A 25,676-nucleotide genomic window follows, 5' to 3' on the forward strand; every position below is an offset into this window, starting at 1 on the left:
GGGTCACACCTCCAGTTCGGCAGACTCGATGTCGACGGTGCCGTCCAGAAGCCCCAATAGCAGCCCACGACGGACGCTGCGGAGGTGGTCAGCCTCGGCGCGGGTCGCGGCGATCTTGGCGTCGATGGCCTGCACCGTCTTAACCTGGAGCTCGCGCATCTCAGCGTCGGGCCAGGGAATCTCAAGCGTTTTCAGCCACCGAACTGCGAGGTTCCCAAGCCCGGTGCTGCCGCTAGCAGAGTCACTCATCTGGTGCTGGATACTCGGACTGCGCAGCACGACGTAGAGGTAGTCCCTCGTCTCGACATCGGCAGCATCCAGGATGAACTGAAAGGCGGACACCGCCGCACCGTGCACTTCCTCCGGCGGGAGGTAGACGTTGCCGATCCGCTTGCGGTTTCCGTTGGTGCGGATCATGACCAGACTTGTCGGACCGATGACCTTCGTGCGAGCCGGAAGCCCCACCACATAAGCCAGTTCCCTCAGGTCGATGGATCCATCGGGCCTCGTGTTCGTGATCTTCAGGACCGTCCACGCTCTCTCTGACGGAGCCGATGACTCATCCGTGGCTGCCCACGAGGGCCCCGAGCCGATCACGGGGCAAAGTTCCCCGAGCGGTTTCGTGTCGCTGCCGGCACCCGTGAACTCGTCCAGCAGTCCGCCTCTGACCCGCGTCGCGGCCTCAGCCTCACCGTCGAGTGCGGTGATCTGGTCGTCCACCGCAGCGATGACCTCGACGATCCGCTTCTGCACCGGCAGCGGCGGCAGTACGACGGGGATGTTCGCGAAGTCCCGCACGTGGAGGCGTCGTCGCTCTGTGGTCCCGACCGCTCGGCCTGCCGCCTCAGACTGGAACGACGCGGTGTTGAAGACGGCCTCGACATATTCCGGGAGGATCGCCTCGGGATTGACCGTGAACACGGGAAAGTCGTTGGTGACCAAGCAGCCGTCAGCGTCGTTCTTGACCACTCCGAAAGAGGCGTTGGTCGCCCACATCCGGTTGTACACGATGTCGTCGCGCTTGATCCGGTAGAGCAGCTTGCCCTTGATTTTCTCAGCGGGGACCGTCTCACGGTGGTACACCCCTCCGACATACCAGCGCACCCCGGCATATCGGGCCTCGGTGAGGTCCTCGACCCGGACTGCGCGGGAAACCTGGGTCGTCACCTTCCCAAGCGTGGTCCGCTGCCAGTCACTCATCGAAGCCCTCGATTCCAGCATTGGCGAGGACGGCGAGCATGCGCTGCTCAGTCTTTTGGCGCTCTGCCCGGGCGATGTTGTAGGCGTCGATGAGGGTGCCGAGGTCCTCCTGCTCGGCAGCGGCCTGCTTGATGTACCGCCCAATGTTGAGGTCGTACCCGTTCGTCGCGATCTCCGTGGCGGGGACGAATCGCGCCGCGAGTCCAGCGTCGCCGTCAGGGTCGACCGGGCCGCCGTCGAAATCAAAGGTCGAGTGGTAGGCGGTCACGACGTCGGCGATGTCTGCGTCGGTGAGGACATTGCGGTTCTTGGCCTTGGTGAACCGCTTGGAGGCGTCGATGAACAGCACCCCGTTCTTGCGCTCGTCGGTCTTCGTGCCGGGGGCGCGGAACACGAGGATGCAGGTCGGGATCGTCGTGCTGTAGAAGAGGTTGGCAGGCAGCCCGATCACGGCTTCCAGGAGGTCGTCGTCCAGGACGCGCTGGCGGATGGCAGCCTCCTGTCCGCCGCGGAAGAGGACGCCGTGAGGCAGGACTACGCCGGCTCGGCCCTTCTTCGGGTTCATACTGGCGATCATGTGCTGCACGAACGCCCAGTCCGCCGACGACTGCGGGGCGACACCCCCGATGGCGCGCGGATCCTTGGTCCAGGGCTGCCACTTCAGGCTGTAGGGCGGATTAGCGACGATCACATCGAACTGCGCGATAGACCCGTCTGGCTTCTTGAAGCGCGGGTTCTTCAGGGTGTCGCCGATCTCGACTTGGAACTGGGTGAGGTTGTGCATGAAGAGGTTCATGCGTGCCACACCCGCAGTGTCCGGTACGGCCTCCTGCCCGAACAGGCGGAGCGTGTAGCCACGCCCGCCGTGGGCCTTCAGGAGGTTCGCAGAGGCGATGAGCATTCCGCCCGACCCGCAGGCAGGGTCGTACACCGACTCGAACCTCTTGGGGGCCAGGACTTCGACGATCAGCTCGACGACCTCGCGCGGGGTGAAGAACTGGCCGGCGCGGGTGCCGGACCCGTCAGAGAACCGCTTCAGGAGGTATTCGTACGCCCCACCGAGCACGTCGTGGGACATATTGCCCTCGTGCATCTTCGGGGTGCGGTCCATCGCCTGCATGACCGCCGCCAACACCTCACCCGATAGCACCTCTTCGCGGGTCCAGGCCATGGACCCGAACAAGCGGGAAAATTTGTCAGGGTTGGCCGTCTCGATGGCCTGCAGGGAGGTGCGGACCCGCTGACCGAGCCCGGGCTGGGTGATGGTGGCAAGGATGGACGACCAGGAAGCGCGACGCTGCTGGACGGTGCCGGGATGGATGAACGGGATCTCGAACGACTGGTAGTCGCGGTACTCGATCTCGTGGGCTTCCTCGGCGGAGAGGCCGTCCAGGCCCTCGTTGTCGTCCAGGAACTCCTGGTGGTGGTGCTCCCAGGTGTCCGACAGGTACTTCCAGAACATCAGCGGGAAGACGACCGAGGAGTATTGCGCTTCGGGCATCGCCACGCGCAGCTCGTCGGCGGCGTCCCACAACCGGTTCTCGATCTCCTGCTGCGTCACTGCCATCAGTCGGGATGTCCTTGCTCGTCAAAGGGTGGCGATCCGAACGGGATCGTCGGCCGATGGGGACGTTACAGCCGCGCCGATGAGATCGCCGTCCCGCGGTCGTCGTTTACCTTGAGCTACTTCGATTTGCGTAGGTTGTGGCAGCTGGCGATGCGACGGGTATGCGGTCGCATTGCCATTGCCTATGCTCGTATGCGTGACGGGGCTGATCGAGATCGTGGTGATGCTGCTCTTCGTCGCGCGGGTGACCCGGCTGATCGTCGCCGACGAGATCACCCGCCGGCCCCGGGAAGCCATCGTCCGCCGGCTGCCTGAGGGCAGCCCGCTGGCGTACCTGCTGTTCTGCCGCTGGTGCCTGTCGGTGTGGATCGCCACGCCGGCCGCCGCCGGCTGGTGGCACCTGTCCGAGGTCTCCCGCTGGTCCGGGTTGTGGTGGGTCGACGTGCCCACCGTCGCGCTGGCTCTGTCGTACGCGACCGGCCTTCTGGTGCGCGCCGAGCCGGGGGAGTAGCGCATGGGGTGGTGGGGCACGAAGCCAAACGTCGACAGCGCTGTGGGCCAGGCGACCGCTGTCGTGGCCTCGGCGGCGAAGATGCGCTACGAGTCCAGCGGCAGCCTGCGCAAGGTCACCAAGCAGCAGTGGCAGGACGAGGCGTGGCGGCACTACGAGGAGTGCGGCGAGTTCGCGTTCCTGGTCGACCTGATCGCCAAGGCGATGGGCCGGGCCCGGCTGTACATCACGCAGGTCGACGACGAGGGCCGTCCGATGGAGACGCCCGACCAGGCGCCGGCCGGCGTCAACGAGACCTTCCTCGGCGGCCCCAGCACCCAGGCCGAGCTGCTACGCGACGCCGGCATCCAGCTCGGCGTGCCCGGCGAGTGCTACCTGATCGGCGAGCCGGAACGCGACGCCGAAGGCAAGGCCACCGACCGGGAGCGGTGGTTCATCGCGTCGGTGGAGGAGCTGACCGAGCGGGCCGGGAAGTACGTGCTCGACCAGGGCGACGGGGCGCGCGAGCTGGAGTCCGACGAGACGGTCATCGTGCGGATCTGGGTGCCGAGCCCCCGCAAGCACGCGCTGCCGTCCAGCCAGGTGCAGTCCAACCGGCGGGTGTTGCGGCTGATCGAGCGGCTGACGCAGTACGTGCAGTCGCAGATCGACTCCCGGCTGGCCGGGGCGGGCATTCTGCTGCTGCCCAACGAGCTGAGCTTCGTCGCGCCGGAGCAGGAGGAGGACGCCGAGGACGGGGTGTCGTCGTTCCTGTCGACGCTGACCGAGGCGATGACCACCGCGGTGAAGGACCGCGACAGCGTGGCCGCCCTCGTCCCGATCGTGGTGCAGGGTCCCGCCGAGCATCTGGAGAAGGCCCGGCTGCTGAGCTTCGCTACGGAGCTGAGCAGCGCGGTGCCGGCGATGCTGGACGGCGCGATTCGGCGGCTGGCGCTGGGCTTGGACGCCCCGCCGGAGATGCTGCTGGGCATGACGCAGGCGAACCATTGGGGTGCCTGGATGACCGACGAGGCGACGATCAAGTACCACGTCGAGTCGAAGCTGGAGCTGTTCTGTGCGGCGCTGACCGAGCAGATGCTGTGGCCGGCGCTGGAAGGCGCGCAGGGTGTGGCCGACCCGCGCCGGTGGATCGTCTGGTACGACACCAGCGAGCTGACGCAGACGCCGGACAAGGGTGCCGACGCGAAGGACCTGTACGGGCTGGGCGAGCTGTCCGGGGACGCTTTGCGCCGGGAGACCGGGTTCGGCGACGGCGACAAGCCGACCGACGAGGAGCGGGAGCTGCGGCGGCTGCTGGAGATCATCCGCACGGTGCCGGCGGCCGGGCCGCTGCTGGTGACCCGGCTGCTGGAGGTCGCCGGGGTTAGCGTGCAGCTCGACCCGGAGGCGTTGAAGCCGCAGCCGGCACCCGCCGAGCTGCCGCCCGGCGGCGACGAGCCGCCGCCGGCCGAGGAGGAGCCGACGACGGAGGAGCAGCCGCCCGGCGACACCGAGAACCGCGGCCCGCCCGAGCAGAACGTGATCGCCGCCGCGGCGGCCGGGCCGCTGAGCGCGCCGTTCGTCGCCGCGTGCGAGGTGCTGGCGCTGCGGGCCCTGGAGATCGCCGGGAAGCGGGCGCTCGGTCGGGAGAGGTACCGGCACCAGGGGTTGAAGGCGTGGGAGTTCCACACGGTGCGCCCGGCCACGCCAGCGTCGGTCGCCCGGTTGCTCGAGGGAGCGTGGACGGCGGTGCCGGCCGTCGCGGCGAAGCTCGGCGTCGACGACGAGAAGCTGACGGCGGCGCTGACCGCGTACGTCGGCGGGCTTCTGGTGACCGGCGCGCGGCACGACGTCGACGAGCTGCGCGAGCACCTGGCCAGCACCGTCGCCGGGGAGTTGGTGCCGGCATGAGCGCGACGATCCTGGTGCCGGACCTGGTGGCCGCCCACGGGTACGCCTGCCAGCGGTCCCGGCGCAAGGACGGCTGCGAGCGGCTGCGGTGGACGATCTGCCGCACCTGCGGATGGTGGGGCGACCTGTGGGAGGGCGACCAGCCGCCGCTGACCGACGCCGGCCACGTGTGCGACCCGGACGCGGTGGCGCGGCGCAACGAGGCGAGGAGGAGAACCGATGGCTGACCCGGAGATGACCTTGGCGGCGGCGGCCGACCCGGCGAGCGTGACCCTGAGCCAGCTGCGCGACTGTTTCGCGGCGGTGGGCATCGACCTCGGGGCCGACTTCGTGAAGCTGGAGCTGCACGACGACGTGCTGATCGTGGAGCGGCTGATCCGCAGTCCGGCCGGGCTGCCGGTGTCGCGCCCCGACGGCGGCGTGCAGGTGTCGGGCGTGCAGATCGCCGTGGTCGCTGACCCGCCGCCGGCGGGAGGCTGAGCCGTGGCCGACAAGCGGGACCCGTGGCTGCCGCTGCGCCTCGACCACGAGGCGCGGGTGGTGGCCGCCGAGCGGCGGATGCTGCGGGCCGCCCGGGCGGCGCTGCGCGCCTGGCTGGCCGACGCGCGGGCGACGACCCTGCCGGTCACCGCGGCCGCCCTGCCGCCCGACCCGTCGGCGCTCGCCGGCGCCGGGCAGGCGTGGTTCGAGGCGATGACGGTGCACCTGGTGCCGGCCGCCGAAAAGACGTTCCTCGCGGGCGTCGCCGACGCGGGCGGCGACCTGGAGCTGCTGCGGGTCGCGCAGATGAAGGACGAGTACCTGGCGGCGCTGCCGAACCGGCTGGTCGGCGTGCCCGACAGCGCGTGGCAGCTGGTGACGGCGGCCGTCGCCGAGCTGACCACCGAAGGCGCGAGCGTGCCGCGCATCCGCGACGCGATCGAGGCGATCCTGGGCGAGCGGTCGTGGGAGGACCGGGCGGTGACGATCGCCCGGACGGAGACGATCGGCGCGTACAACGCGGGGACGCTGACCGCGTGGCTGACCGCCGAGCAGGCGCTCGACGAGAAGCTGGACAAGGTGTGGGTGGTCACGCACGACGAGCGGACCCGGCACGACCACCGGGACGCGGACGGGCAGCGGGTCGCCCTGGACGGCGTGTTCATGGTCGGCGGGGTGCCGATGCGGTACCCGGGCGATCCGGCCGCGCCGCCCGGGCAGACGGTGAACTGCCGCTGCACGATGATCGAGGTGGAGGCCGACGAGCCCCTGCCTGTGGTCCCGAAGCACCGGTGGCCCCGGCGTGACCGGGCCACCGGGCTGGATATCACGGTGACGGCGGCGGCAGCCGCGAAGGGTGGCAAGCAGATGGCGACGTGGAAGGGTGTGCTGGCGCCGCTGGGTGCCAAGTCGGGCGACCGGCGGATCTTCGCGGCGGACGGTGACTGGTCGTTCCGCGACCTGCCGCTGCCGCTGCGGTGGGCGCGGGAGGACGCCCCCGGGCACGAGGGCGCGGTGACGATCGGCCGGATCACGGCCGGCGAGGTGCAGAAGAGCCGGCTGTCCGGGGCGGGCGACTTCATCGACGCGGTGCCGGAGCTGGGCGAGGCGCTGGAGCTGCTGCGCGCCGGGGTGCTGTTCCCGAGCGTGGACCTGGACGACTTCGAGTTCATGTTCACCGACGAGAAGGGCACCCCGATCGAGGAGATGTCCGACGAGGAGTGGGAAGCCTTCATGGAGGCCGGCGAGGAGCCGTACATCACGGTGACCAAGGGCCGGGTCATGGCGGTGACGCTCGTCGGCACGCAGGCGTTCCCCGATGCGAAGCTGGAGCTCGTCGACGACGGGCCCGCCGAGGAGGAGCCCGCAGACGACGAGCCGAAGGAGGAAGAGGCGGTCGCGGCGTCGGGCGCGGCGGCGGCGAAGAAGCAGGTCGCGCCGCTGTACCCGCCGCGCGACTGGTTCGATGACCCGGGCCTGGCCGAGCTGACGCCAATCACGGTCACCGCGGACGGCCGGGTGTTCGGGCACCTGGCGGACAAGGACTGCCACCTGTCGTTCCTGACCGGAGGGCAGTGCGTGCTGCCGCCGGAGGAGGGCGGCTTCGACTGGTTCCACCGGCCGGAGATCCAGACCGCCGAGGGGGAGCTGGTCGCGGTCGGGCACATCACGGCCGGCACCGGGCACGCCGACCTGCAGACCAGCGCGGCGTCCGCCGTGGCGCACTACGACGACACGGGAACGCAGGTGGCGGTGGTGCGGGCCGGCCGGGACGCCCACGGCACGTGGGTCGCGGGGTCGCTGGTGCCGGAGGCCACCGAGGAGCAGGTGCAGCTGCTGCGCCGGTCGCCGCTGTCGGGGGACTGGCGGTGGATCGGCGGGGCGCGACAGCTCGTCGCGGCGCTGTGCGTCAACGTCGGCGGCTTCCCGGTGGTGCGGGGCCGCTCGTCGGGCGGGCGGGCGTACGCGATGGTCGCCTCCGGGTGGGCGGGCTGGCGTCCGTCCGACCCGGACGCCGGCCGGCGGCGGGACCTGGCGGCGCTGTCCCCGGCAGCGTTCGAAGCGGCGGTGCGCCGCGCCGTGGCGGCCGGGTTCGCGGCCGAGCGGCAGCGGGCCGCCACCGCGGCGCAGGCCGAGCGAATCGCCGCGTCGATCGGCCGGGACCGCCGGACCCTGGTGGCGGCGCTGTCCGACCAGGTGCACGCCGAGTAGGGAGGGAAGCTGTGGGTTGCAACTGCGGCAACAAGCGTCGGGGCAGCAGCGTGTTCGTGCTGTCCTACGGCGACGGCTGGCAGGGCGGCGAGTACGCGTCGAAGACGGACGCGGAGATCGCCGATGTGCGAAAGGGCGGCGGTGGCACGATCCGCCAGGTGCAGAAGTAGGCAGCGGTGCGGCGCCCTGGTGGCGCCGCACCGCAGCGTCTATGTCATGGGCCGCCACCCCCGTTCCCGGGGCCAGCGGCGCCTGGGGTGAGCTCCGGGGGACTTCCTTCCGGGTTCACGTCAGGCGGTACTGCCTGGTGCTGATGTCCGATGGGTGGATCGCCAGGGTTTTCTGGCGAGAACGAACACTTGATGCGGAACGCAACGGCTTTCCACTCGACCTCGACGTGTCCGCCCGTCCTCTCGACCCGCCCCACAAAATAGTGAGCCGAGACGATGAGCAGCACTGGGATCGATAGGGGAGTAACCGCGGCGATCCAGCTCGCGGTTTCTCCCACTGTTGCGTACCTACCTGGCGGTACTGGGCTTCATGACATGCCCACCTTTCCTGCTCGGTGCTTCCAACTCCTCTTGTCGTCGCTGCCCGTGTAGGCGCCTGCGACTCAGGCGTGGTGGTGGGCAGTTACACACTGCCGTTCCGCCTTCGAGTGGGGCTGCGTTGGCGGCTCACGCAGGTTGTAGCCACGGAGGATGACGGCGGCTGCCGAAACCCCCGGTCGACCACCATCGTCGCAGCCGGGCGCTTGTCGCATGGTGGGTTACGCTGTGCGCTGAACCGCCGATGCTGGCTGCGGGCCGGTCGGGACGAGATCCCTACCGTGCTGAGGAGCCGACGGTGGACTTTCAGATCCCTCCGAGCCTGGACGGGCTCGATCTCGATGCGCTGACCGAGCTGGAGAGCCAGGCCGTTGCGGCGTTCGACGCTCTCCGCGACGACCCGGCCCTGGACGCGGACGGCCTCGCCCGGCTGCGTGAGCTGGCCGCGTTCGTTCAGTCGGTGCGTACCGAGCAGGCGCGGATCGAGCAGGCGGCGGAGCAGGTCGCCTCCGAGCTGGACGACCTGACCGCGACGGTGCACGGCGCTCCGGAGGGCGGCGATGGCGACGGTGACGAGGGCGACGGCGGCGAAGCCGAGGAGGAGCCGGCCGAGGAAGAGCCAGCGGAGGAGGCGCCGGCCGAGGAGCCGGCGGCCGAGGAGCCGGCGCAGCAGCAGCCGAGGCCGGTCGTCGCGTCGCTGGCCCGCCGGGCGGCCCGCCGTCAGCCGAAGCCGAAGGTGACCAGCGCCGGTAAGTCGGCGGTCATCAAGGCGGCGGCCGACGTGCCGAACGTGCCGCACGGGCACGTGTTCTCCTCGGTGTCGGAGGTCGCGTCGGCGTTCGACGACAAGTTCGCCGGCTTCCCGCGTGGGGTGGGGGTGGCGACCCGCATCAAGCAGAACGTGGCCCGGGTGGAGCTGCCCGTCGACCAGGCACTTGTCGCTGGGGGCAGGGGCCTGACCGACATGGAGCTGGTGGATCTGGCCGCGTCGGAGTCGCGGCTGTCGGGCGGCAACCTCGTCGCGGCCGGCGGGTGGGGTGCCCCGTCGGAGACGCTGTGGGAGCTGTGCGAGGGCCTGGAAACGACCGAGGGCCTGCTGGACCTTCCGGGCATCACGATCCCGCGCGGCGGCGGTATCAAGGTCCCCGCCAACCTGGACTTCCGGGACCTGTATTCGGGGATCGGGTTCGTGCAGACCGAGGCCGACAGCACCGCGGGGGTGGACAAGTCCTCGTACCGGGTGCCGACGGTGAACTGGGCGGAGACGCGCCTCGAGGTGGACGGGGTGCAGATCGAGCAGGACATCGTGCAGAACGCGGTGTGGCCGGAGCTGACCCGGGACGTGGTGCGGCGGGCGCTGACCGCCCACGAGCACAAGATCAACGCGCGGCTGATTCAGCGGATGGCCACCGCCCCGGCACAGTCGACGCAGTTCGCGCTGACCCTCGGTGGCGACGTCGACGGCGACGAGACGACGACCGCGCTGCTCGGCGCGATCTCCCTCGCGGCGACGGACTACCGGTACCGCTACCGGCTGAGCCGGCGGCAGCTGCTGGAGTGCGTGGCGCCGCTGTGGCTGATCGATTGGATCCGCGCCGACATGAGCCGGCGGGCCGGGGTGAACTACCTCGACGTGACCGATGAGCAGATCACGGCGTGGTTCACCAGGCGGCACCTGCGCCCGCAGTTCGTCTACGACTGGCAGGACGGGTACGCCGACGCGGGCGGCAACGGCTTCGGCGGCAGCGCCGCCCCGGGCCAGTGGCCGGGCACCGCGGACCTGCTGATCTACGCGCCGGGCACGTGGGTGAAGGGCACCAAGCCGATCATCGACCTGTCGGCGGTCTACGACAGCACGAAGCTGAAGGACAACGAGTACATCGCCCTGTTCACCGAGCAGGCGACGCTGCTGGTGAAGCGGTGCTTCGTGTCCTACAAGGTGTCGGTGCCGCTGTGCCCGACCGGCGTGACCGGGTCGACAGTCGCCTTCGACTGCTCCGCGGTCTGAGCTACCCGTTTGGTCGGGGCCGTGCCCGCGCTGGGCGCGGCCTCCAGCCGGTGAGGAGATGACGGGTGACGCAGCCCCTGGTGTACGTGGACGCTCCGGCGACGACGCCGTACCGCTTCGGGCTGTTCGCGGCGGCGGTCGTGGTCGACCCGGCCGACCAGCGCGAGTTCCAGGCCGGCGTGGAGTGGGAGCCGCTGTGCGTCGACGCGCCCGCGCCGACGAGCGCGGCGGCGGCCTCGGACCCGGACCGCGCGCCGATGGCGGTGCCGGACGGGGTGCCGTCGGTGCAGTCGGCGGTGATCCGGCTGTACGCCGGCCTGACCGGCCGGTCGGTGGCCCGGCCGGACCTGATCGACCGGGCGCGGCGGGCGATGGGCCAGGTCGAGCAGCAGTCGCTGGAGCACTACGTGTGGACCGGCGAGGCCGGGAGCGAGGAGTTCCTGGCGGCGGCCGACACGGAGGTCCTGGCGGGCTCGGACGTGGCGCCGGTGCCGCTGGAGGAGGGCGTCGGCCGGCTGGAGGCGCACATCGCCGACCGGGCCGGGGTGCTCGGCGCGGTGTGGGCTCCGAGGTGGACGGCCGGGTGGTTCGTGGGGAAGGGCCTGACGCGGGTCGAGGGTCCGCGCATGGTGGCCCCGCTGGGCGACCCGATCGTGTTCGCGCAGACGACCGGCGTGGGCCCGGGTGGCGCCGCGCCGGGTGACGACGAGGCGTGGCTGTACGCGACGGGGCCGGTGATGGTGCGGCGGTCGATGGTGTTCCTGCCGAAGCTGCCGGAGGCCCTGGACCGCAAGGACAACGAGGTGTTCGCCGTCGCGGAGCGGTTCTACACGGTGGGGTGGAGCTGCACGACGGCGGCGGTGAAGGTCAAGCTGCCGGCCGTGCCGGCGTAGGAGGGTGACATGACGGTGATCTACCCGAAGGACCGCGCGGACGCGCAGGTCCTCGCGAAGGAGCTGCTGGAGGCGGCCGGCGAGGAGCGCCGCTTCGAGGTGCGGACGACGACGGACGGCCCGGTGGGGCTGGCGTTCGACGTGCCGGACGACCTGGCGGACAAGGTGCTGAGCTCCGGCGACGGCCGGCAGCGTGTGGAGGCTCCCGCGGAGGCTGAGGTCACCGCGCAGGGCACGTCGGCTGACGCCGGGGCCGACGGGTCCGGGGCGGACGCCAAGCCGGCGGACGGTTCCTCCCAGCCGCCGGCGAAGGCGTCCCGGTCGACCTCGCGCAGCTCGCGGAGCTGACCGGTACCCCTCGCCCTGGGCCGCGCCGCCCCACCTGGCTTCTTCCCCGTGCCAGGTGGGGCGGCGCTTTTTGTGTGACCCGCTCCACGGCCCGAGGCGTACATAAAATTTGTACGCGAGGCTGAAACTCGCATACAATGAAGATGTACGCAACGCGCCACCTATGCAGGAGGACAGAGAGATGCAGGAGCGGGTCAACGAGCTGGCCGCACAGTTCGGCGTCGAGGCCGAGGCCGCCGACCAGTGGGGCCTGATCGCCCAGCTGGCGCGGTCGGTGGTGGAGGCCGAGCGGGAGCTGGCGCGGCACGCCGCCGAGCTCACCGGGGCGACCGAGGACGCGGTGGTGACCGCGAAGGCGGGCGACCTGCGGACGTCGGTGCGCGGCGACCTGCTGGCCGCCGTGAGCGACAAGGCGGCGGCGGTCGACGCGGCGCTGATGAAGGTGGCCGAGCGGCGGCAGGCCCTGGCGCTCGTCGCCGAGAGGGTGAAGGCGGCGCGGCCGAAGCCGGCGCCCGAGCTGGCCGAGCGCGACGAGGTGACCTGGACGCTGGGCCGCACGGCGCACCGCGGCAAGGTCGACCAGGTGATCGACGGCCGGGTGTGGGTGATCGACGCCGAGAACGAGGTGACCTGGGTGCTGCTGGCGGCCGAGGTGACGAAGGTCGAGCCGGCGAAGGCGGACGACCACTACCAGTGCCGGGGCTTCGCCAACGAGGAGACGTACTGGCACTGCTACACGCACGACCTGTTCAACCAGCAGTTCTGAGCCGAGCGGTCCGACGCCCCTCGCGCCCCACGTGGGCGCGGGGGGCGTCGTGGTTGTGTGGCCCGCTCCACAGCCCGAGGCGTACATAAAACTTGTACGCAGGCCTGGCGTTCGCATACAATGAAGTTGTACAGCAAGCCGCCCCGACTGCGTGAGGAGTGCCCGATGGCCAAGGAGATGAGCTACGAGATGCAGGCGACGATCGCCGCCCTGGAGGCGTTCACCGAGAACATCCGGTGGCGCGTGACCTCGGGCCAGGGGCTGATCCCGCGCGAGACGGAGGAGCAGGAGCGTGCCCGCATGGCCCACAACCGGCGGGTGCGCGAGCACAACGCGCGGGTGCTGGCCGAGCGCGAGCGGATCGAGCGGGAGCGGCAGGCGCGGGTGAACGCGCGGGAGATCGCGGCCGTGCGGAAGCGGCTGTGCGACAGCTGCTTCTGCGAGCTGCCGGCGTCGGGCGTCTGCGGGATGTGCTGAGCGAGCGAGACGAGAGAGAGGGAGCTGACCGTGAGCATCGAGCTGATGGAGACCGAGCCGACCGCCGACCAGTGGGAGGTCGTCGCGCTGTCCGAGGTGGAGGACGGCGACGTCGTGACGTTCGACCTGGACGCGCTGGCCGAGCGGCGGCACGAGAGCGCGCCGCGCGTCGACTGGTCGCGGGTGATGGAGGACGCGCACGCCGTGGCGGTCAAGGAGGAGTTTGCCGGGAGCGTGCGCCTGAACTTCTACGACCTGACCAACGCGACGGTGGTGGGCGTACCGGAGATGGAGCTGTTGCGGCTGGTCTGAGCCGCCCGAGCGCCCCCGCAGCCGTGCTGGCTGCGGGGGCGCTGCCGTTCCCGCCGGCGGGAGGGCCGCCGGCAGTTCACGTGGAGGAAGAGCATGACGACAACGACGGTGGCGCGGCGCGCGAACGCCGTGCCGGCCGACCCGCGCGAGCACGCGCGGATGATCGCGGAGGCGGTCGACGAGGCGTGGCACAGCCGGTACGGCGGCTCGCGGATCGAGGTGCCGATGTCGGTGGTGGCCGTCCTGGCGGTGCTGGCGCGGGAGGCGCCGGCCGCCGACCAGCTCGACCGGGTGGGCGAGATGGCGGAGCGCCTCGACCACGAGGGGTTCACGCTGCTGATCCAGCGGCTGTGGTGCGAGTTCGCGGCGCTGCGACCGGACCTGAACCCGCGGACGAAGCACCTGTGGTCGTGGATCGACGACGAGCCGGACGAGACGACGCAGAGGGCGATCCACGCGGTCGGCCAGGCGGCGCTGCGGCGCGGGCTGCTCGGCCGGTTCGGGCCGGACGGGTGGGGTGACTACGACCTGCTCGGGACGCTGCTCCAGCAGATGAAGAGCCACGGCGGGCGGAAGGGCATCGGCCAGTTCCTGACGCCGGTCGACGTGACGGAGCTGCTCGGCCGGATGGCGGCGCCGAAGGAGGGCGACCGGATCCTGGAGCCGTGCGCCGGCACGGGCACGATGTTCCTCGGCGCGGCGCGGGCCATGCGGGAGAACGGCCTCGACCCGACGACGTGCGAGTGGTGGGCGAACGACCTGGACCCGCTCGCCGCGGCGCTGTGCGCGGTGAACGTGCACCTGTGGGGGCTGGGCTGGCGAGTGGTCGTCGGCTGCGGTGACGGGCTGCTGGACGCCTGGATGCACGAGGCCCTGGAGCACCGGCAGATCGCGATCGACGAGATGCGGCGCGCGTGGCAGCTCGCCATGCAGATCCGCGCCGTGCGGAACGTGCTGGACCTGCCGACGCCGGAGAGCCCGCTGGAGCGGCACATGCGGAAGGCGCGGCCGAAGCCGCCGCCCCCGCCGCCCCCGCCGCCGCCGGCGCCGGACTCGTCGACGTTCGACGCGGAGGCGGTGTTCCGGCAGGGCCGGCTGTTCTGACCGGCCGGTTGTGTGACGCGCTACACGGCCCCCCACGTACATAGAACGTGTACGCGGGGGAGTCGGTCGCATACAATGAATGTGTACAGCACGCGCACCCTGAGCAGTGGAGGCGGAGATGGAGAAGCTGGTGGAGCTCTTCGAGGTGACCGAGTGGCGTGGCGGGGCGGTCTACCGCACCCGGTACGTGCGCGACGAGTGGGTGGACGTCGACGCCCGCGCGCCCGAGGGCTTCGTCTACGCCAACAAGTCGACGAGCTACGAGGGCCGGACGCTGCGGATGCGGCGCGCGTGAGCAGGGACCGAGGGCGAGGAGAGAGCGAGATGGGCAAGAGGACGATCCAGGCCGGCAAGCGCGCTGCGGTGCAGTGCAGGCCGGGCGGCCACTGCTACGACGGCGAGGACCGCTGCGTGCACTGCCGCGAGCACATCGCCGACCCGCACCAGCCGGACTGCCCGCACGCGGACGAGCCGGTCGACGAGTGCGACGCGCGGCCGGCGGACGTCGACTAGTGGCTGCGTAGGCGGGGCCGGGCGGGTGTCCGGCTCCGGTGCGGAGCCCCTAGCCGGGGTTCTGCTGTACGGCCGCTATTGACGATTGCGGCCGGACAGCGCAAGGTAACTGTCCGAAGCAAGACCCGGTTCACGTGGAGGTAAACCATGGGTCTACGCGCGCTGGTCGGCACCGAAGGTGCCAACGGCACGTACGTGGCGCGGCACGTCCAGCACGACGGCTGCCCGACGATGGTCGTCCCGGCCCTGTCGGTGCTGGTGCACGAGCTGTGCGGCCACCGCCCGGAGCGGGCGGCGGCGGTGCTGTTGCAAACCGACTGGTCGCGGCTGTTCGCGGTGCCCGGCACCGGGCCGACCGGCCACCTGGTCGGCGTGCCCACCGAGGGCTACCCGGTGCAGTTCGGCCGGATCGCCGAGGCCCGCGCGGGCGACCGCGAGTGGGCGTACCTGTTCGGCGGCCACCGGCTGCACGTCTACCTGGGGGTGTTCCCCGAGCGCGGCCCGAAGCGGTGGGAAGCGTGGGCGTGCTGGTCGCTGCACGAGCTGGGCGACCTGTCGCAGCTGGACCTGCTGGAGGTCCAGAAGGCGGGCTACGCGGCGCAGTGGCGGGCGTCCGACTACCGCGGCTACATGGAGGCCGTCCGCGAGGCGGCCCGCGACTCGACCCGCATCCAACTGATGCAGGCCGGCCGGTGAGGGCGCTGGTGGGGCACTTCGCCCCGGACAGCCGGTGGTACCGGGCCCGCCTGGTCGAGCTGGAGGGCCAGCCCAGCTGGACCCTCGCGCAGATGCGGGTCATGTGGGCCCGCACCTTCCAGGGCGACACCGCGGCGATGGTGCGGCAGCTGCTGCACCGGCACTGGTCGCTGCTGGCGGTCACGCACTGGCCGGTGGACCTGGTGGCCGAACGCCGGCCGGAGTGGACGTACGTGTGCGGCGTCGGCCGGGGCTACAGCGACCGGGTGTGCAGCCCGGCGGCCGTCGGGCTGATGGGCGCCGACCAGCCGTTCCACGACGAGGGCTGGGCGTACCTGTGGGAGCACGGGCTCGGCGCGCTGCACGTCTACGCGGCGCACGGCGGCCGGTGGCACCACCTGGCGACCCTGCCCGCCGACGTGTGGGCGGACCTGACGACGCAACTGGTGACCGATATCGAGGCCAGGTACTGCTGGCTGGAGCGAGAGGAGGCGGCGGCGTGACCGTCGAGACGAGGAAGCCGGCGGACCCGACGGTCCGGACCGAGGAGTTGCAGCGCCGCGACCAGGTGCTGCTGTTCGGGCAGGTGGTGGAGGTCGCCGACGTGCAGCAGGTGCGGGACTTCCCGACGTGCGTCAACCTGGTGATCCTGCCGCACGGCGGCGGGCAGCCGAGGGAGACGCTGGTGCCCCGGGACATGCTGCTGCTCGGGATGCGGCTGCCCCGGCTGCTGCCGATGCCCTGCCAGGGCTGCAAGGGGGTCGTGCAGGTGCCGGTCGACCTGGCGCAGGGTCCGCCGCCCGCCGTGGTGTGCGGGCGGTGCCGTGGCCGGATCGTCGAAGGGACGGCGCGGTGGTCGCAGCCGGTCCCGGCGGGGCGGTACTGATGAACGACGTGCTGGCGGCCCTGATGGCCGACAACGACGCCGACCGGGAGAAGTTCCTCAACCGGGAGGTGCTGCGGTACGCGGTGATGCGGCAGATCACCTGCGAGCGGACCGGGCAGGTCCTCGACGTCCGCACGGCGGTGATGGTGACCTGGATCAAGGGCGACAGCCGCAGCGCCGTGGTGGTGACGGGCGAGGCCTGGGACGAGGTGGGCGAGAGCGTGCGGGCCAAGGTCGCTGAGCTGGGCGCGGAGCTGGAGGTGATCGACGGCCGGGAGCTGTAACCGGCCGGGTGGCGGCTGTTGCCGCTGGTTGGCAGGATCGGGGCCGTGCCTTCGGGTACGGCCCCGTTCACTGTGGAGGAAGCACTGCCGGCAGATGCTCGCCATGCGGGCGGTGCACGTCGGAGCTTCCGCCGCAAGCATGGTCCTCATGACGGCAACACGAAGTCCTTTACACCGGTCGCGATGGCCGAGACGGTGCCGATGAGGCCCGACACGGTGGCCAGCTTCGCGCTTGGTGTCGCCCAAGTCCCACGGCTAAAGTCCGCCCAGCGGCGCGAGTAGAACAGGAGCTTGAACTTCTGCCAGCGGTGTTCCCGCAGGTGGCAGCCGAGCAGCAGGCCGTAGGAGTTGTTCCTGCAAGTGACCGCGCGTCTGCGCGTCACGGCACCGCACCAAGCAGGCGCCTGGAGGAGCGACCAGATCATCACGCCGCCGGAGAGCAGGTAGAGCAGCTCGGGGCCTGCGTTGCCGGTCCACCACAGCGTCACCAACAGCAGGAGCGCGACGAGCCCCCAGTAACGGCGAAGCATCTTCATGCTCGATGCGTAATGCAGCAACTGCCCTCGGTAAAGGTTTCTGACGGATGTTGGCAGGGGAGTGGATGCAGCCGAGGTCGCCCTCCCGGACACAACTCGTAGACATGTGGGCGATCTCCTGATGCCTTGGGCGCAGGGGATGTGGCAATCTGACGTTGTTGGCGAGGTCGTGACTCGGTGAAGGGGGGCTTACCGGGATGGTGTCGGAGATGGATGCCCGCTTCACGGAGGGCCTGCTCAACCTGACTGACGCGAGCCGCTACCTGCGTGTCCCTCAGCAAACGTTCCACCGGTGGGCTCGGGGCTACCAGCGGGGGGAGGCCCTGCTGCATGTCATCGAGCGCGAGCAGACGTCGCTGCCGGTGACGTTCATTGCGCTGGCCGAGGGTCACGTCCTGGAGGCGCTGCGCGATGCGGGCGTTCGACCCCAGAAGATCCGTCCGGCTCTCAACCGACTCCAGGAAGAGTTCGGGCGTGACTACGTGCTCGTAGCAAAGGAACTGGCGACCGACGGGATCGACGTCCTCTGGGACTTCTCCAAGAGCAGGGCGGGCTCGGGCCTGATCGCGGGTGACACGGGCCAGCACGTCATCCGCGAGATCGTCCAGGACTACATGTCCTACATCGCGTGGGACAGCGACGGCTACCCGGCGCAGCTTGAGCTACGGCACTGGCTGCCGTCCAAGGTGGTCGTCGATCTGCACCATTCCTTCGGGCAGCCTGTCTTCGCGGGTACCGGGACCAGGGTGGCGGACGTCGCCGGGATGATTAAGGCGGGTGAGGACGCTGACGCGGTCGCGGAGGAGTTCGGACTCAGCATCGGCGACGTTCGAACCGCCACCCGCATCCTCCTTGGCCGCGCCGCCTGAGTTCTACATCGACGAGAACATGACCGGACGCACGGTTCGGCGGTTCTTCGAAGAACTTGGTTACGCGGTCCACACCCCCGCCTCGGTCTTCAGCAGGGAGCAGTTAGAGAAACGGGTCGAGGACCAGCGATGGCTTCCCGTCGTTGGGCAGCGGGGGTGGGTGGTCTTCTGTCGCGATCAGCACATCCTTGATCGCGAGCTGGAGCTGAAGGCGTACCTGGACGCGAAGGTCCACATGTTCATGCTGCCGGGCAACGCGACGCGGGCGCAGATCGTGGAGCTGCTCTCGTTCAACCTCAGGGATATCTGCGCGCTGGCTGCCGCACGGAAGCCGAACGTCTACTGGCTGATGCCCACCGGCGTCGTGCCGTATGAGCGGCGGCGAGCCGAAGCCCAGCGGCGACGGGTTCCGCGCCCCCGGTGATCGACGGCTGTCACTCGGTCGTCGTATGATCGAGTTGTCGCCACCGGGCCACGCCGGGCCAGGGATCAGGGCCGCTGTACGCCTCCCTTGATCGCCTCGGAGATACCGGCGTCGGCATCCGACCTTGGGCCGAGCGCAGTCGCCTCCCACGGAGCAACGGCGGATTCCTATCCGTGTGCACGACGCATTCCCATGTCAGTCCCAGCGCCTCCCCCTGTCGGAGCCCGAGGGCCAGCGTCACGGACCAGCGGGCCGCGTTACGCCGCCCGGCCGCCGCCGCCAGGATCGCCTTCGCATCGTCCGCCGTGAGTGGCCGGATCTCCTCCCGACTGACGCTCGGCGCGTCGATCAAGGTGCAGACGTTGCGGGCGACCCGCCCGCGCCGGTGGGCCACCGTCAACGCCCGCGAGTTCCGGGTGCCGAACGGCCGGGCCGAGCAGATCGAGGCGCTGATTCGCGACCTGGTGCGGGGCAACCACCCGGCGGCGCGGAAGTAGCGGCCGGCAGCTCGTCGACGAGGGCGCTGTGTCCCACCCGGGGCCAGCGCCCTCTCGGCTACGCTGGCGGGGTATTCGCCGCTGGCTGCGGGCCGGGCATGGACCTTCGCTGTTGAGGGATGCCAAATGACCGCAGTGTGCGACACCCCGGTGAAGGGGAAGATGCTCCGGGCCACGAAGCTCGGGGTGTGCGGCGACCCGATCCTGGGCGCCGGAGGATGGCCGGTCCACGTCACGTCGAAGGGCTTCGTCTCGGTCGAGTACGGGGCCGAGGTCGACGACGGCGAGGAGATCGACCAGAAGGATGCCAACGGCGACCCGCTGGTGTACGAGCCGGCCCGGCGGCGGATCAAGCTGTACAACGTGACGGTGACGGCCGGGCGGGTCGACCCGGAGCTGTACACGCTGTTCACGGGGATGCCCGTGGTGCTCGACGAGGACGGCAACGCGACCGGCATGAGGATCACCAGCAAGGTGAACCTCGACACCGCGGTGGCGCTGGAGCTGTGGTCGGGGACGTCGCTCAAGAAGTGCGTGGCCGGCGCGGTGCAGCGGCCGCGGTTCGGGTACTTCCTGCTCCCGCAGATCATCGACGGGCAGATCGGGGACTTCACGGTCGAGAACGGGGCGGCGAGCTTCACGCTGACCGGCAAGGCGATCGAGAACCCGGGGTGGGGGACCGGGCCGTACGACGTCTACCTGCGCAAGACGGGCGTCGCGCGGCTGATGGACCCGATGGGCGACGAGGACCTGCTGCACCTCGACTGGACGTACCTGCCGCCGCCGGCGCCGACGTGCGGGCTGACCCCGCGGCCGCCGGACGGGAACGTGACGGCCTCGGGCACCGACGCGACGAACATGACGGCGCAGTTCGCGCCGACGTACGTGCCGGCCGCGCCGAACGACACGTACACGGTGGATTGGGGCGACGGGGCGTCGTCCGCCGGGCCGGCGATGGCCGCCACGGTCAGCCACCAGTACGGGGCGGCCGGCGTGTACCTCATCACGGTCAGGCACACGGCCAGCGGCGCGGAGCGCTTCAAGTCGTTCGTCGCCCCGGCCCCGGCCTGAGGTAGACGGTGACGCAGCCGGCGCGGACCGGCCCGTGCGCGTGGCCGCTGAACACGGCGTACTGCAAGGGCTGGGAGCAGCACGACGAGGCGGTGCGGACGGCGGCGACGGACCTGGCGACGGAGGTCCTGTGGGCGCTGTCCGGCCGCCGGTTCGGCCTGTGCTCGTCGACGGTGCGGCCGGTGCGGCGCGGCGACGGCGAGGCGTGGCGGCGGTGGGAGTCGTGGCTGGACCTGCCGTACGGCAGCGTGGCGGCCGGCTTCTGCGGCTGCCCCGGCCTCGGCTGCGCCTGCGGGCCCACCGGGACGGAGCTGACCCTGCCCGGCCCGGTCCACGCGGTAACCCGGGTTGTCATCGACGGCCAGGAGCTGCCGGCGGCGGCGTACGCGGTGTACGACCGGCGGTGGCTGATGCGCCTCGATGGTGGGAGCTGGCCGAGCGGGCAGGACCTGACGAAGGCCGACGACCAGCCGGGCGCGTGGGCGGTCACCTACCAGCGGGGCGTGGAGGTGCCGGCCGGCGGGAAGGTCGCCGCCGGCACGTACGCGTGCGAGGTGGCGAAGGCGATGGTCGCCGACACGACGTGCCGGCTGCCCCGGCGGGTGCAGACGCTGGTGCGGCAGGGCGTGCAGGCGTCGTTCGTCGACCCGGCGCAGCTCGCCCGCGACGGCATGACCGGGCTGCCGGAGGTCGACCAGTGGCTGCGGGTGGTGAACCCGAACCGGCTGCCGCGCGACTCGGTGGTGTGGTCGCCGGACCTGGACCGTGGACGAAGGAGGACGTCGTGACCGAGCCTGTGGTGGAGCCCGTCGACGACGTGGCGTGGCCGGTGGCGGTGAAGCTGCGCGAGCTCGTCGGCGGCGCGCTGGACGGGGCGCTCGGCGGCACCCCGGCGGTGGTGTCGGTGGTGCCCGGCCGGGATGTGGCGATCGACTCGTGCTGCGAGGGCCAGGCGTGGGTGCGGATCGTGCGGACGTACCCGGTGGATCCCGGCGAGTTCCCGAACGGGCGGGGCTCGGCGCTCGACGAGGGCGCCGACCCGGGCGTGTTCTGGGCGGTGGAGCTGGGGGCGGGCAGCGCCCGGTGCGCGCCGACGATCGACGACGCGGGGAACCCGCCGACGGCGGCGCAGCTCGAGCGCAGCGCGGCGGAGCTGGCCGACGACGCCGGCCGGATCCGGCGGACGGTGCTGTGCGAGATGCAGAAGCTGCCGGCCGTCGAGGCGGTGTGGATCGGGGAGCAGTCCAGCGTCGGCCCGTCCGGCGGCTGCGTCGGCCAGGAGGTCCTGGTCGCGGTGATGACGAACATCTGCGTGTGCGAGGAGGACGGCTGATGCGCAAGGGCCAGAAGGTGACGGTGCGGGCGCTGACGGCGATGCCCGGCGTCGAGGACGGCGCGGTGCAGCACCTGGAGTGGGGGCCGCGGCTGGCGACGCTCGTCGACGCCGGCCGGTACGAGGTCCTGGAGGGCGAGGACGCCGAGCAGGCGGCCACCGCGGCGCCCGACGCGCCGGACGGCACCGAGCCGACCCCGGCGCCGACAACGCCGGGCGACGGCGACGGCGACGGCAGGACGAGACGAGCACGGGGCCGCTGATGGCGGTCGTGGTCCGACCCCGCGTCGACCTGTTCGCCGGCGAGGTGCGCAAGCTGCTGACCGGCCCGACGGGGCCGGTGCTGGCGTTCGTCCGCAGCGTGACCCGGAAGGTGCGGACCCGGGCGGTGCTCAAGTGCCCAGTGGACACGGGCCGGTTGCGGGCGGCGCACCGCGAGGAGGTCGGCGTGCGGGCGGGCCAGGTGTACGGGTTCGTGGAGAACGACGTCGAGTACGCGGCGGCGGTGCACGACGGCACCGGGGCGCACGTCATCCGGCCCCGCCGGCCGGGCGGGATGCTGCGGTTCGCGACGGGCGGCCAGGTGGTGTTCACCAGCCTGGTGAACCACCCGGGGACGCGGGCGCAGCCGTGGCTGCGGGAGGCGATGGAAGAGGTGGCGGTGCCGGAGGGGTTCCGGCTCGTTCGCTCGTAGTGAGGAGACAGGATGCGGGAGTTCACGACCAGCGCGAAGGTGGCGAAGCAGGACGGCGGCGAGAAGAAGCTGCCGGACGTGCCATTCAAGCTGGACGGAGTGGACATGGTGTGCCGGGCGCCGAAGGACGCGCAGCTGGCGTACCTGATGGCGGCGGCGTCGTCGAGCCGGACAGAGGCCGACCAGGTGGCGGCGGTGCTCGACTTCTTCGAGCAGACGCTGGAGCCGGCGAGCCTGGCGGTGTTCCGCAAGCGGCTGCTGTCCACCGAGGACAGCTTCGACTTCACCGACGCCATGGCGATCTTCCAGCACGTGTGCGAGGAGTGGTCCGGCCGCCCTATTGGGTCGGGCAGCGCCTCCTGACCCTGGCGGTCAGGCGCTGGCCCGAGTTCCACGGGACGCTGCTGCTGCGCACCGGGCGGGAGCCGCTGGACCTGCCGCTGCCGTCGCTGCTGGACGTGATCTACGCCTGGTGGGTGGAGGGCGGCACGGAGAAGGACGTGGCGAAGTTCCGGCAGGCGTTGGAGGCCCCGCCCGTCGACGCGGAGATGGAGGGCCGCGAGGAGTGGTCCGACGAGGAGACCGACCAGAGTTTCGCCCGGGCGCTGTCAGGCTCCAGTTGATGTCCGGGCTGGGTGCCAGCCTGTTTAGCTGGCTGCCTCCAGACCCGTCGCAGCTCATGTTTGATGGGACGCGTTCCGAGCTGTCATAGCCGATGAGCACGCAGGGTAGTTGCGTGACCAGCTAGGGCTTGTGCGGTGCGGAAGACTGTAGAGGTGACGACGAACGACGACGAACGCCGCCCACGACCACGCTTCAGGCGGCGCACCGAGCCGGTGGTAGGCGCGGTCGATCCGGAAGCCCTGTTTGGCGAGCTTCCCCGGACACCTAGCGGCGTGGGTGCCCTGTGGTCGCATCAGGCCGACCAGCTTCGGACGTACGCCAAGGAGCACTCCGGCACCCCGGACGTGGCGCTCGAACTCCCGACTGGGTCTGGCAAGACCCTCGTGGGTCTCCTCATCTCGGAGTGGAGGCGCCGAACGCTCGGTCAGCGGGTGGTCTACGCCTGCCCGACCAAGCAGCTCGCCCGCCAGGTGCTGCAGAAGGCGACGGCTCAGGGCCTCCCGGCTGTGCTCCTGATCGGCTCACATTGGGACTGGGACCAGGCCGAGCTCGCCCGGTACACCCGAGGCGACGCCATCGCCGTCAGCACCTACAGCGCCATCTTCAACCTCAACTCATACCTGGGTGACGCCCAAACCCTGGTGTTCGACGACGCCCACGCCGGGGAGGGCTTCGTCGCCGAGGCGTGGGCGCTAAGCGTCGACCGCGAGTTGGACCAGTACGAGCAGCTCTTCGACGCGCTCGGCGATTCCATCGAGCCGTCCTTCGTCGCACGGATGGCCGCGCCTGCTGGGCCAGCTGCCGACGCCGGAGAGGTACGGCTCATTCCTATCGGTGCGGTCGCGCGCCACGCCGAGGACATAGACCGGGTCCTGGCTGGGCTGAAGGACAGCGCCTCCTACCGGTTCAGGATGCTGCGCGCCAACCTCAGTTCGTGCCTCTTCTACGTGTCGCGGCGCGAGTTCTACATCCGCCCCCTGATTCCTCCGACGTTTGAGCACGAGCCCTTCACCGGACCGGCCCAGCGGCTCTACCTATCGGCGACCCTCGGTGACGCCGGCGAGTTGGAACGCGCCTTCGGTCGCACCGGCATCAAGCGTGTCCCCGTGCCAACGGCGTGGGACAGGACCGGCAGTGGGCGGCGCTTCTTCGTCTTCCCCGAGCTCGCGGCTCTCACGGCCGAGGCGCCGGCGGCCGAAGCTCCGGCGGCCGAAGCTCCGGCGGGCGAGGCTCCGGCCGATGAGGACCTTGAGGACGCGAAGGAGCCAGACGCAGGCTTGGTGGGCGGCTTGCTCGACCTGGCCAAGAAGCGACTAGTGCTGACGCCTGACAACGACTCGGCCACCCGGATCGCCGACCTGCTCGGCGTTCCTGCTGAGAAGCGCTTCACCGCCAAGGACTCGGACACTGGCATCCAACCGTTCATCGACGCAGACACTGGCACGCTGCTCGCTCCCAACCGCTACGACGGCATGGACCTGGCCGACGACGCCTGCCGGATGATGCTCATGTCCGGTTTGCCGATGGCATCTCATCTACAGGACCGGTTCCTGGAGACCAAGCTGCGTGCCTCCGAGGTGCTCCACGAGCGGATCCGCACCCGCGTGCTCCAGGGTGCCGGCCGATGCACCCGCGGCCCAAAGGACTGGGCCGTCGTCGTGGTGACCGGCGAGGACATCCTGCGCTTCTTGTCGCGTGCGGAGGTGAGGAAGTCGTTGCCGGTCGAGCTGCAGGCCGAGATCACCTTTGGCCTTGAGCAGAGCCAGGCACCAGCCGATGATCTGCTCTACCTCGCCGAGAGTGCACTGAACCAAGACGAAATCTGGCAGGAAGACGCCGAGCCGGAGCTGGCGAAGTTGCGTCGCGAGGCCACCCGCGCCCCGCAGCCGAACGTGGCTGAGCTGGCTGCGAGCGCGGTGCGCGAAGTGCGGGCCTGGACCTATGCCTGGCAGCAGGACTGGGAGTCGGCAGCCCGCACGGCCGTTGAGGTGTTCGAGAACCTGACGGCGGCCGGCCTCCGGCCATACCGCGCCCTGTGGGCCTACCTCGGCAGCGCCTGGTCCGCCCAGGCCTCCACGGACGACGCCTCCCCCGCCGCCCTGCGCAGCGCTGACCTGCTGCGTAAGGCACACAGCGCCGCCGTCGGGACCACATGGCTCAAGGAGGTCCAGCCGCTCCCGAGTGCTACCTACGACTCCGACCCCATCGACGAGGAAGGTGTGGAGCGCATCATCGCCCTGCTCAAGGGCAGGCTGAGTTCGCCCGCGAAGTTCGAGCGCGAGTCCTCGACCATGCTCGCGAACCTGAACCAACGGGAGGCCCCCAAATACGAGCAAGGGCTCGTGGCGCTGGGTGAGCTCCTGGGCGCAGAGTCGTTCAAGCCGCCCGGAAAGGGGCGAGCCGACGCCGCGTGGGTGTGGAGCCCGCTGTGGATAACCGTCGAGGCCAAGAGTGAGCAAGAGTCGGAAGGCATGCTGAGCATGGACTATGTGCGGCAGACCAACACTCAACTCGCTTCCCTGGCTGGTGACCGTGACGTAGATGCACCACCCGACGGCAGCGCCTCGGTTGTTGTGACGCCGCGCAGTGTGGTTGACCCGGACGCCGTACCAATCGCGGCCCCGCACGTCTACCTGGCGACGCCGAAGCTCGTCCTGGATGTCGCGCACGACACGGTGCGGGCGTGGAAAGAACTGCGGGGCATGGCCAAGGGGGTGTCGGGCGAGATACTGCATGCCGACGTCGCCCGCGTCCAATGGGAGCACCGCGTGTTGCCGACGCAGGTGCGGGAACGTCTGTGCCGGGACTCGGTCCGCGGAACTTGAGTGCCGTCTGCCTCCGTGCTTCGGTTCGTCGGGCTCATCGTCGCTGATCTGGGGATCATCAAGCGTCGGATGGGATGCGGGACGTCAGACAGTCGTGAAAGGACAGGAG

At 70.7% G+C, this 25,676-nt stretch carries 33 protein-coding genes; 30 read left to right on the top strand and 3 right to left on the bottom strand.

The genetic code is table 11. The features are described from left to right. Nucleotides 1–3 precede the first annotated feature (3 nt). Nucleotides 4–1,200, bottom strand: a complete 1,197-nt coding sequence (locus FB454_RS24675) for a restriction endonuclease subunit S (RefSeq protein ID WP_186461650.1) — start codon at nucleotides 1,198–1,200, stop codon at nucleotides 4–6. Next, the gene (locus FB454_RS24680) at nucleotides 1,193–2,767 is read right to left on the bottom strand and encodes an HsdM family class I SAM-dependent methyltransferase (protein WP_145823566.1); all 1,575 of its coding nucleotides are present in this window, start codon (nucleotides 2,765–2,767) and stop codon (nucleotides 1,193–1,195) included. Before FB454_RS24680 ends, FB454_RS24675 begins: the two co-directional genes overlap by 8 nt. 196 nt (nucleotides 2,768–2,963) lie before the next feature. On the opposite strand from FB454_RS24680, the gene FB454_RS24685 reads away from it, so the two are divergent. The 19 genes from FB454_RS24685 to FB454_RS24765 all read left to right on the top strand — a co-directional run bounded on the left by FB454_RS24685 (nucleotide 2,964) and on the right by FB454_RS24765 (nucleotide 16,694). Then, complete coding sequence (locus FB454_RS24685; protein ID WP_145823567.1) at nucleotides 2,964–3,278, top strand: hypothetical protein; 315 nt, start codon at nucleotides 2,964–2,966, stop codon at nucleotides 3,276–3,278. Between the two features lie 3 nt (nucleotides 3,279–3,281). Continuing rightward, nucleotides 3,282–5,168 carry a hypothetical protein gene (locus FB454_RS24690; protein WP_145823568.1) on the top strand — a complete coding sequence of 629 codons (1,887 nt, stop codon included), beginning with the start codon at nucleotides 3,282–3,284 and terminating at the stop codon, nucleotides 5,166–5,168. Next, nucleotides 5,165–5,395 (top strand): hypothetical protein, encoded by a 231-nt coding sequence (locus FB454_RS24695; RefSeq protein WP_145823569.1) that lies wholly within the window; start codon nucleotides 5,165–5,167, stop codon nucleotides 5,393–5,395. Before FB454_RS24690 ends, FB454_RS24695 begins: the two co-directional genes overlap by 4 nt. After that, nucleotides 5,388–5,648, top strand: coding sequence for a hypothetical protein (locus FB454_RS24700; protein WP_145823570.1), 261 nt, complete (start codon nucleotides 5,388–5,390; stop codon nucleotides 5,646–5,648). Before FB454_RS24695 ends, FB454_RS24700 begins: the two co-directional genes overlap by 8 nt. A 3-nt stretch (nucleotides 5,649–5,651) precedes the next feature. Next, the gene (locus FB454_RS24705; protein ID WP_145823571.1) at nucleotides 5,652–7,859 is read left to right on the top strand and encodes a phage minor head protein; all 2,208 of its coding nucleotides are present in this window, start codon (nucleotides 5,652–5,654) and stop codon (nucleotides 7,857–7,859) included. Nucleotides 7,860–7,870: 11 nt separating this feature from the next. Then, nucleotides 7,871–8,029 (top strand): hypothetical protein, encoded by a 159-nt coding sequence (locus FB454_RS35015; protein WP_186461651.1) that lies wholly within the window; start codon nucleotides 7,871–7,873, stop codon nucleotides 8,027–8,029. A gap of 676 nt (nucleotides 8,030–8,705) precedes the next feature. Further along, entirely contained in the window at nucleotides 8,706–10,415 is a 1,710-nt protein-coding gene (locus tag FB454_RS24710) for a major capsid protein (RefSeq protein ID WP_486485452.1), read from the top strand. A 65-nt stretch (nucleotides 10,416–10,480) separates the two neighbouring features. After that, nucleotides 10,481–11,308 carry a hypothetical protein gene (locus tag FB454_RS24715; protein ID WP_145823573.1) on the top strand — a complete coding sequence of 276 codons (828 nt, stop codon included), beginning with the start codon at nucleotides 10,481–10,483 and terminating at the stop codon, nucleotides 11,306–11,308. A gap of 9 nt (nucleotides 11,309–11,317) precedes the next feature. Beyond that, a complete protein-coding gene (locus tag FB454_RS24720; RefSeq protein WP_145823574.1) occupies nucleotides 11,318–11,656 on the top strand; it encodes a hypothetical protein in 339 nt (112 codons plus the stop codon). Between the two features lie 163 nt (nucleotides 11,657–11,819). Beyond that, a complete protein-coding gene (locus FB454_RS24725; RefSeq protein WP_145823575.1) occupies nucleotides 11,820–12,422 on the top strand; it encodes a hypothetical protein in 603 nt (200 codons plus the stop codon). Between the two features lie 165 nt (nucleotides 12,423–12,587). Next, on the top strand, nucleotides 12,588–12,899 hold the full coding sequence (locus tag FB454_RS24730; protein ID WP_145823576.1) for a hypothetical protein: 312 nt from the start codon (nucleotides 12,588–12,590) through the stop codon (nucleotides 12,897–12,899). A gap of 30 nt (nucleotides 12,900–12,929) precedes the next feature. Continuing rightward, nucleotides 12,930–13,211, top strand: coding sequence for a hypothetical protein (locus tag FB454_RS24735; protein ID WP_145823577.1), 282 nt, complete (start codon nucleotides 12,930–12,932; stop codon nucleotides 13,209–13,211). Nucleotides 13,212–13,304: 93 nt separating this feature from the next. Next, nucleotides 13,305–14,315: an N-6 DNA methylase gene (locus FB454_RS24740; protein ID WP_145823578.1), complete on the top strand. Its 1,011-nt coding sequence runs from the start codon at nucleotides 13,305–13,307 to the stop codon at nucleotides 14,313–14,315. A gap of 118 nt (nucleotides 14,316–14,433) precedes the next feature. Next, nucleotides 14,434–14,610 (top strand): hypothetical protein, encoded by a 177-nt coding sequence (locus FB454_RS35020; protein WP_186461652.1) that lies wholly within the window; start codon nucleotides 14,434–14,436, stop codon nucleotides 14,608–14,610. Between the two features lie 29 nt (nucleotides 14,611–14,639). Continuing rightward, complete coding sequence (locus FB454_RS24745) at nucleotides 14,640–14,828, top strand: hypothetical protein (RefSeq protein WP_145823579.1); 189 nt, start codon at nucleotides 14,640–14,642, stop codon at nucleotides 14,826–14,828. 147 nt (nucleotides 14,829–14,975) lie between these two features. After that, complete coding sequence (locus tag FB454_RS24750) at nucleotides 14,976–15,524, top strand: hypothetical protein (RefSeq protein ID WP_145823580.1); 549 nt, start codon at nucleotides 14,976–14,978, stop codon at nucleotides 15,522–15,524. Next, nucleotides 15,521–16,027 (top strand): hypothetical protein, encoded by a 507-nt coding sequence (locus FB454_RS24755; RefSeq protein ID WP_145823581.1) that lies wholly within the window; start codon nucleotides 15,521–15,523, stop codon nucleotides 16,025–16,027. The genes FB454_RS24750 and FB454_RS24755 overlap by 4 nt, the downstream gene beginning before the upstream one ends. Then, nucleotides 16,024–16,410 (top strand): hypothetical protein, encoded by a 387-nt coding sequence (locus FB454_RS24760; RefSeq protein ID WP_145823582.1) that lies wholly within the window; start codon nucleotides 16,024–16,026, stop codon nucleotides 16,408–16,410. The genes FB454_RS24755 and FB454_RS24760 overlap by 4 nt, the downstream gene beginning before the upstream one ends. After that, nucleotides 16,410–16,694 carry a hypothetical protein gene (locus FB454_RS24765; RefSeq protein ID WP_145823583.1) on the top strand — a complete coding sequence of 95 codons (285 nt, stop codon included), beginning with the start codon at nucleotides 16,410–16,412 and terminating at the stop codon, nucleotides 16,692–16,694. Before FB454_RS24760 ends, FB454_RS24765 begins: the two co-directional genes overlap by 1 nt. Nucleotides 16,695–16,840: 146 nt before the next feature. Here FB454_RS24765 and FB454_RS24770 read toward each other — a convergent pair whose 3' ends face one another. Then, a complete protein-coding gene (locus FB454_RS24770; RefSeq protein WP_145823584.1) occupies nucleotides 16,841–17,230 on the bottom strand; it encodes a hypothetical protein in 390 nt (129 codons plus the stop codon). Nucleotides 17,231–17,439: 209 nt separating this feature from the next. On the opposite strand from FB454_RS24770, the gene FB454_RS24775 reads away from it, so the two are divergent. From FB454_RS24775 to FB454_RS24825, 11 genes are all read left to right on the top strand, one after another. Further along, nucleotides 17,440–18,099, top strand: coding sequence for a DUF433 domain-containing protein (locus FB454_RS24775; protein ID WP_145823585.1), 660 nt, complete (start codon nucleotides 17,440–17,442; stop codon nucleotides 18,097–18,099). A 19-nt stretch (nucleotides 18,100–18,118) separates the two neighbouring features. After that, nucleotides 18,119–18,523, top strand: a complete 405-nt coding sequence (locus tag FB454_RS35025; RefSeq protein ID WP_222433939.1) for a PIN-like domain-containing protein — start codon at nucleotides 18,119–18,121, stop codon at nucleotides 18,521–18,523. A 305-nt stretch (nucleotides 18,524–18,828) separates the two neighbouring features. Then, the gene (locus tag FB454_RS35030) at nucleotides 18,829–19,020 is read left to right on the top strand and encodes a hypothetical protein (RefSeq protein WP_186461655.1); all 192 of its coding nucleotides are present in this window, start codon (nucleotides 18,829–18,831) and stop codon (nucleotides 19,018–19,020) included. 126 nt (nucleotides 19,021–19,146) lie between these two features. Beyond that, nucleotides 19,147–20,091: a hypothetical protein gene (locus tag FB454_RS24790; protein ID WP_145823586.1), complete on the top strand. Its 945-nt coding sequence runs from the start codon at nucleotides 19,147–19,149 to the stop codon at nucleotides 20,089–20,091. Nucleotides 20,092–20,099: 8 nt separating this feature from the next. Then, nucleotides 20,100–20,879 carry a hypothetical protein gene (locus tag FB454_RS24795; protein WP_145823587.1) on the top strand — a complete coding sequence of 260 codons (780 nt, stop codon included), beginning with the start codon at nucleotides 20,100–20,102 and terminating at the stop codon, nucleotides 20,877–20,879. Then, nucleotides 20,876–21,424 carry a hypothetical protein gene (locus FB454_RS24800; RefSeq protein ID WP_145823588.1) on the top strand — a complete coding sequence of 183 codons (549 nt, stop codon included), beginning with the start codon at nucleotides 20,876–20,878 and terminating at the stop codon, nucleotides 21,422–21,424. The genes FB454_RS24795 and FB454_RS24800 overlap by 4 nt, the downstream gene beginning before the upstream one ends. Then, entirely contained in the window at nucleotides 21,424–21,687 is a 264-nt protein-coding gene (locus tag FB454_RS24805) for a hypothetical protein (RefSeq protein WP_145823589.1), read from the top strand. The genes FB454_RS24800 and FB454_RS24805 overlap by 1 nt, the downstream gene beginning before the upstream one ends. After that, on the top strand, nucleotides 21,687–22,118 hold the full coding sequence (locus FB454_RS24810) for a hypothetical protein (RefSeq protein ID WP_222433940.1): 432 nt from the start codon (nucleotides 21,687–21,689) through the stop codon (nucleotides 22,116–22,118). The genes FB454_RS24805 and FB454_RS24810 overlap by 1 nt, the downstream gene beginning before the upstream one ends. Nucleotides 22,119–22,130: 12 nt before the next feature. Next, complete coding sequence (locus FB454_RS24815; RefSeq protein WP_145823590.1) at nucleotides 22,131–22,481, top strand: transglycosylase SLT domain-containing protein; 351 nt, start codon at nucleotides 22,131–22,133, stop codon at nucleotides 22,479–22,481. Continuing rightward, a complete protein-coding gene (locus tag FB454_RS24820) occupies nucleotides 22,442–22,741 on the top strand; it encodes a hypothetical protein (RefSeq protein WP_145823591.1) in 300 nt (99 codons plus the stop codon). The genes FB454_RS24815 and FB454_RS24820 overlap by 40 nt, the downstream gene beginning before the upstream one ends. 153 nt (nucleotides 22,742–22,894) lie before the next feature. Further along, nucleotides 22,895–25,567: a DEAD/DEAH box helicase gene (locus tag FB454_RS24825; protein ID WP_186461656.1), complete on the top strand. Its 2,673-nt coding sequence runs from the start codon at nucleotides 22,895–22,897 to the stop codon at nucleotides 25,565–25,567. The last annotated feature ends 109 nt before the right edge of the window (nucleotides 25,568–25,676 follow it).

It is taken from the genome of Micromonospora sp. CNZ297 (assembly GCF_007827625.1).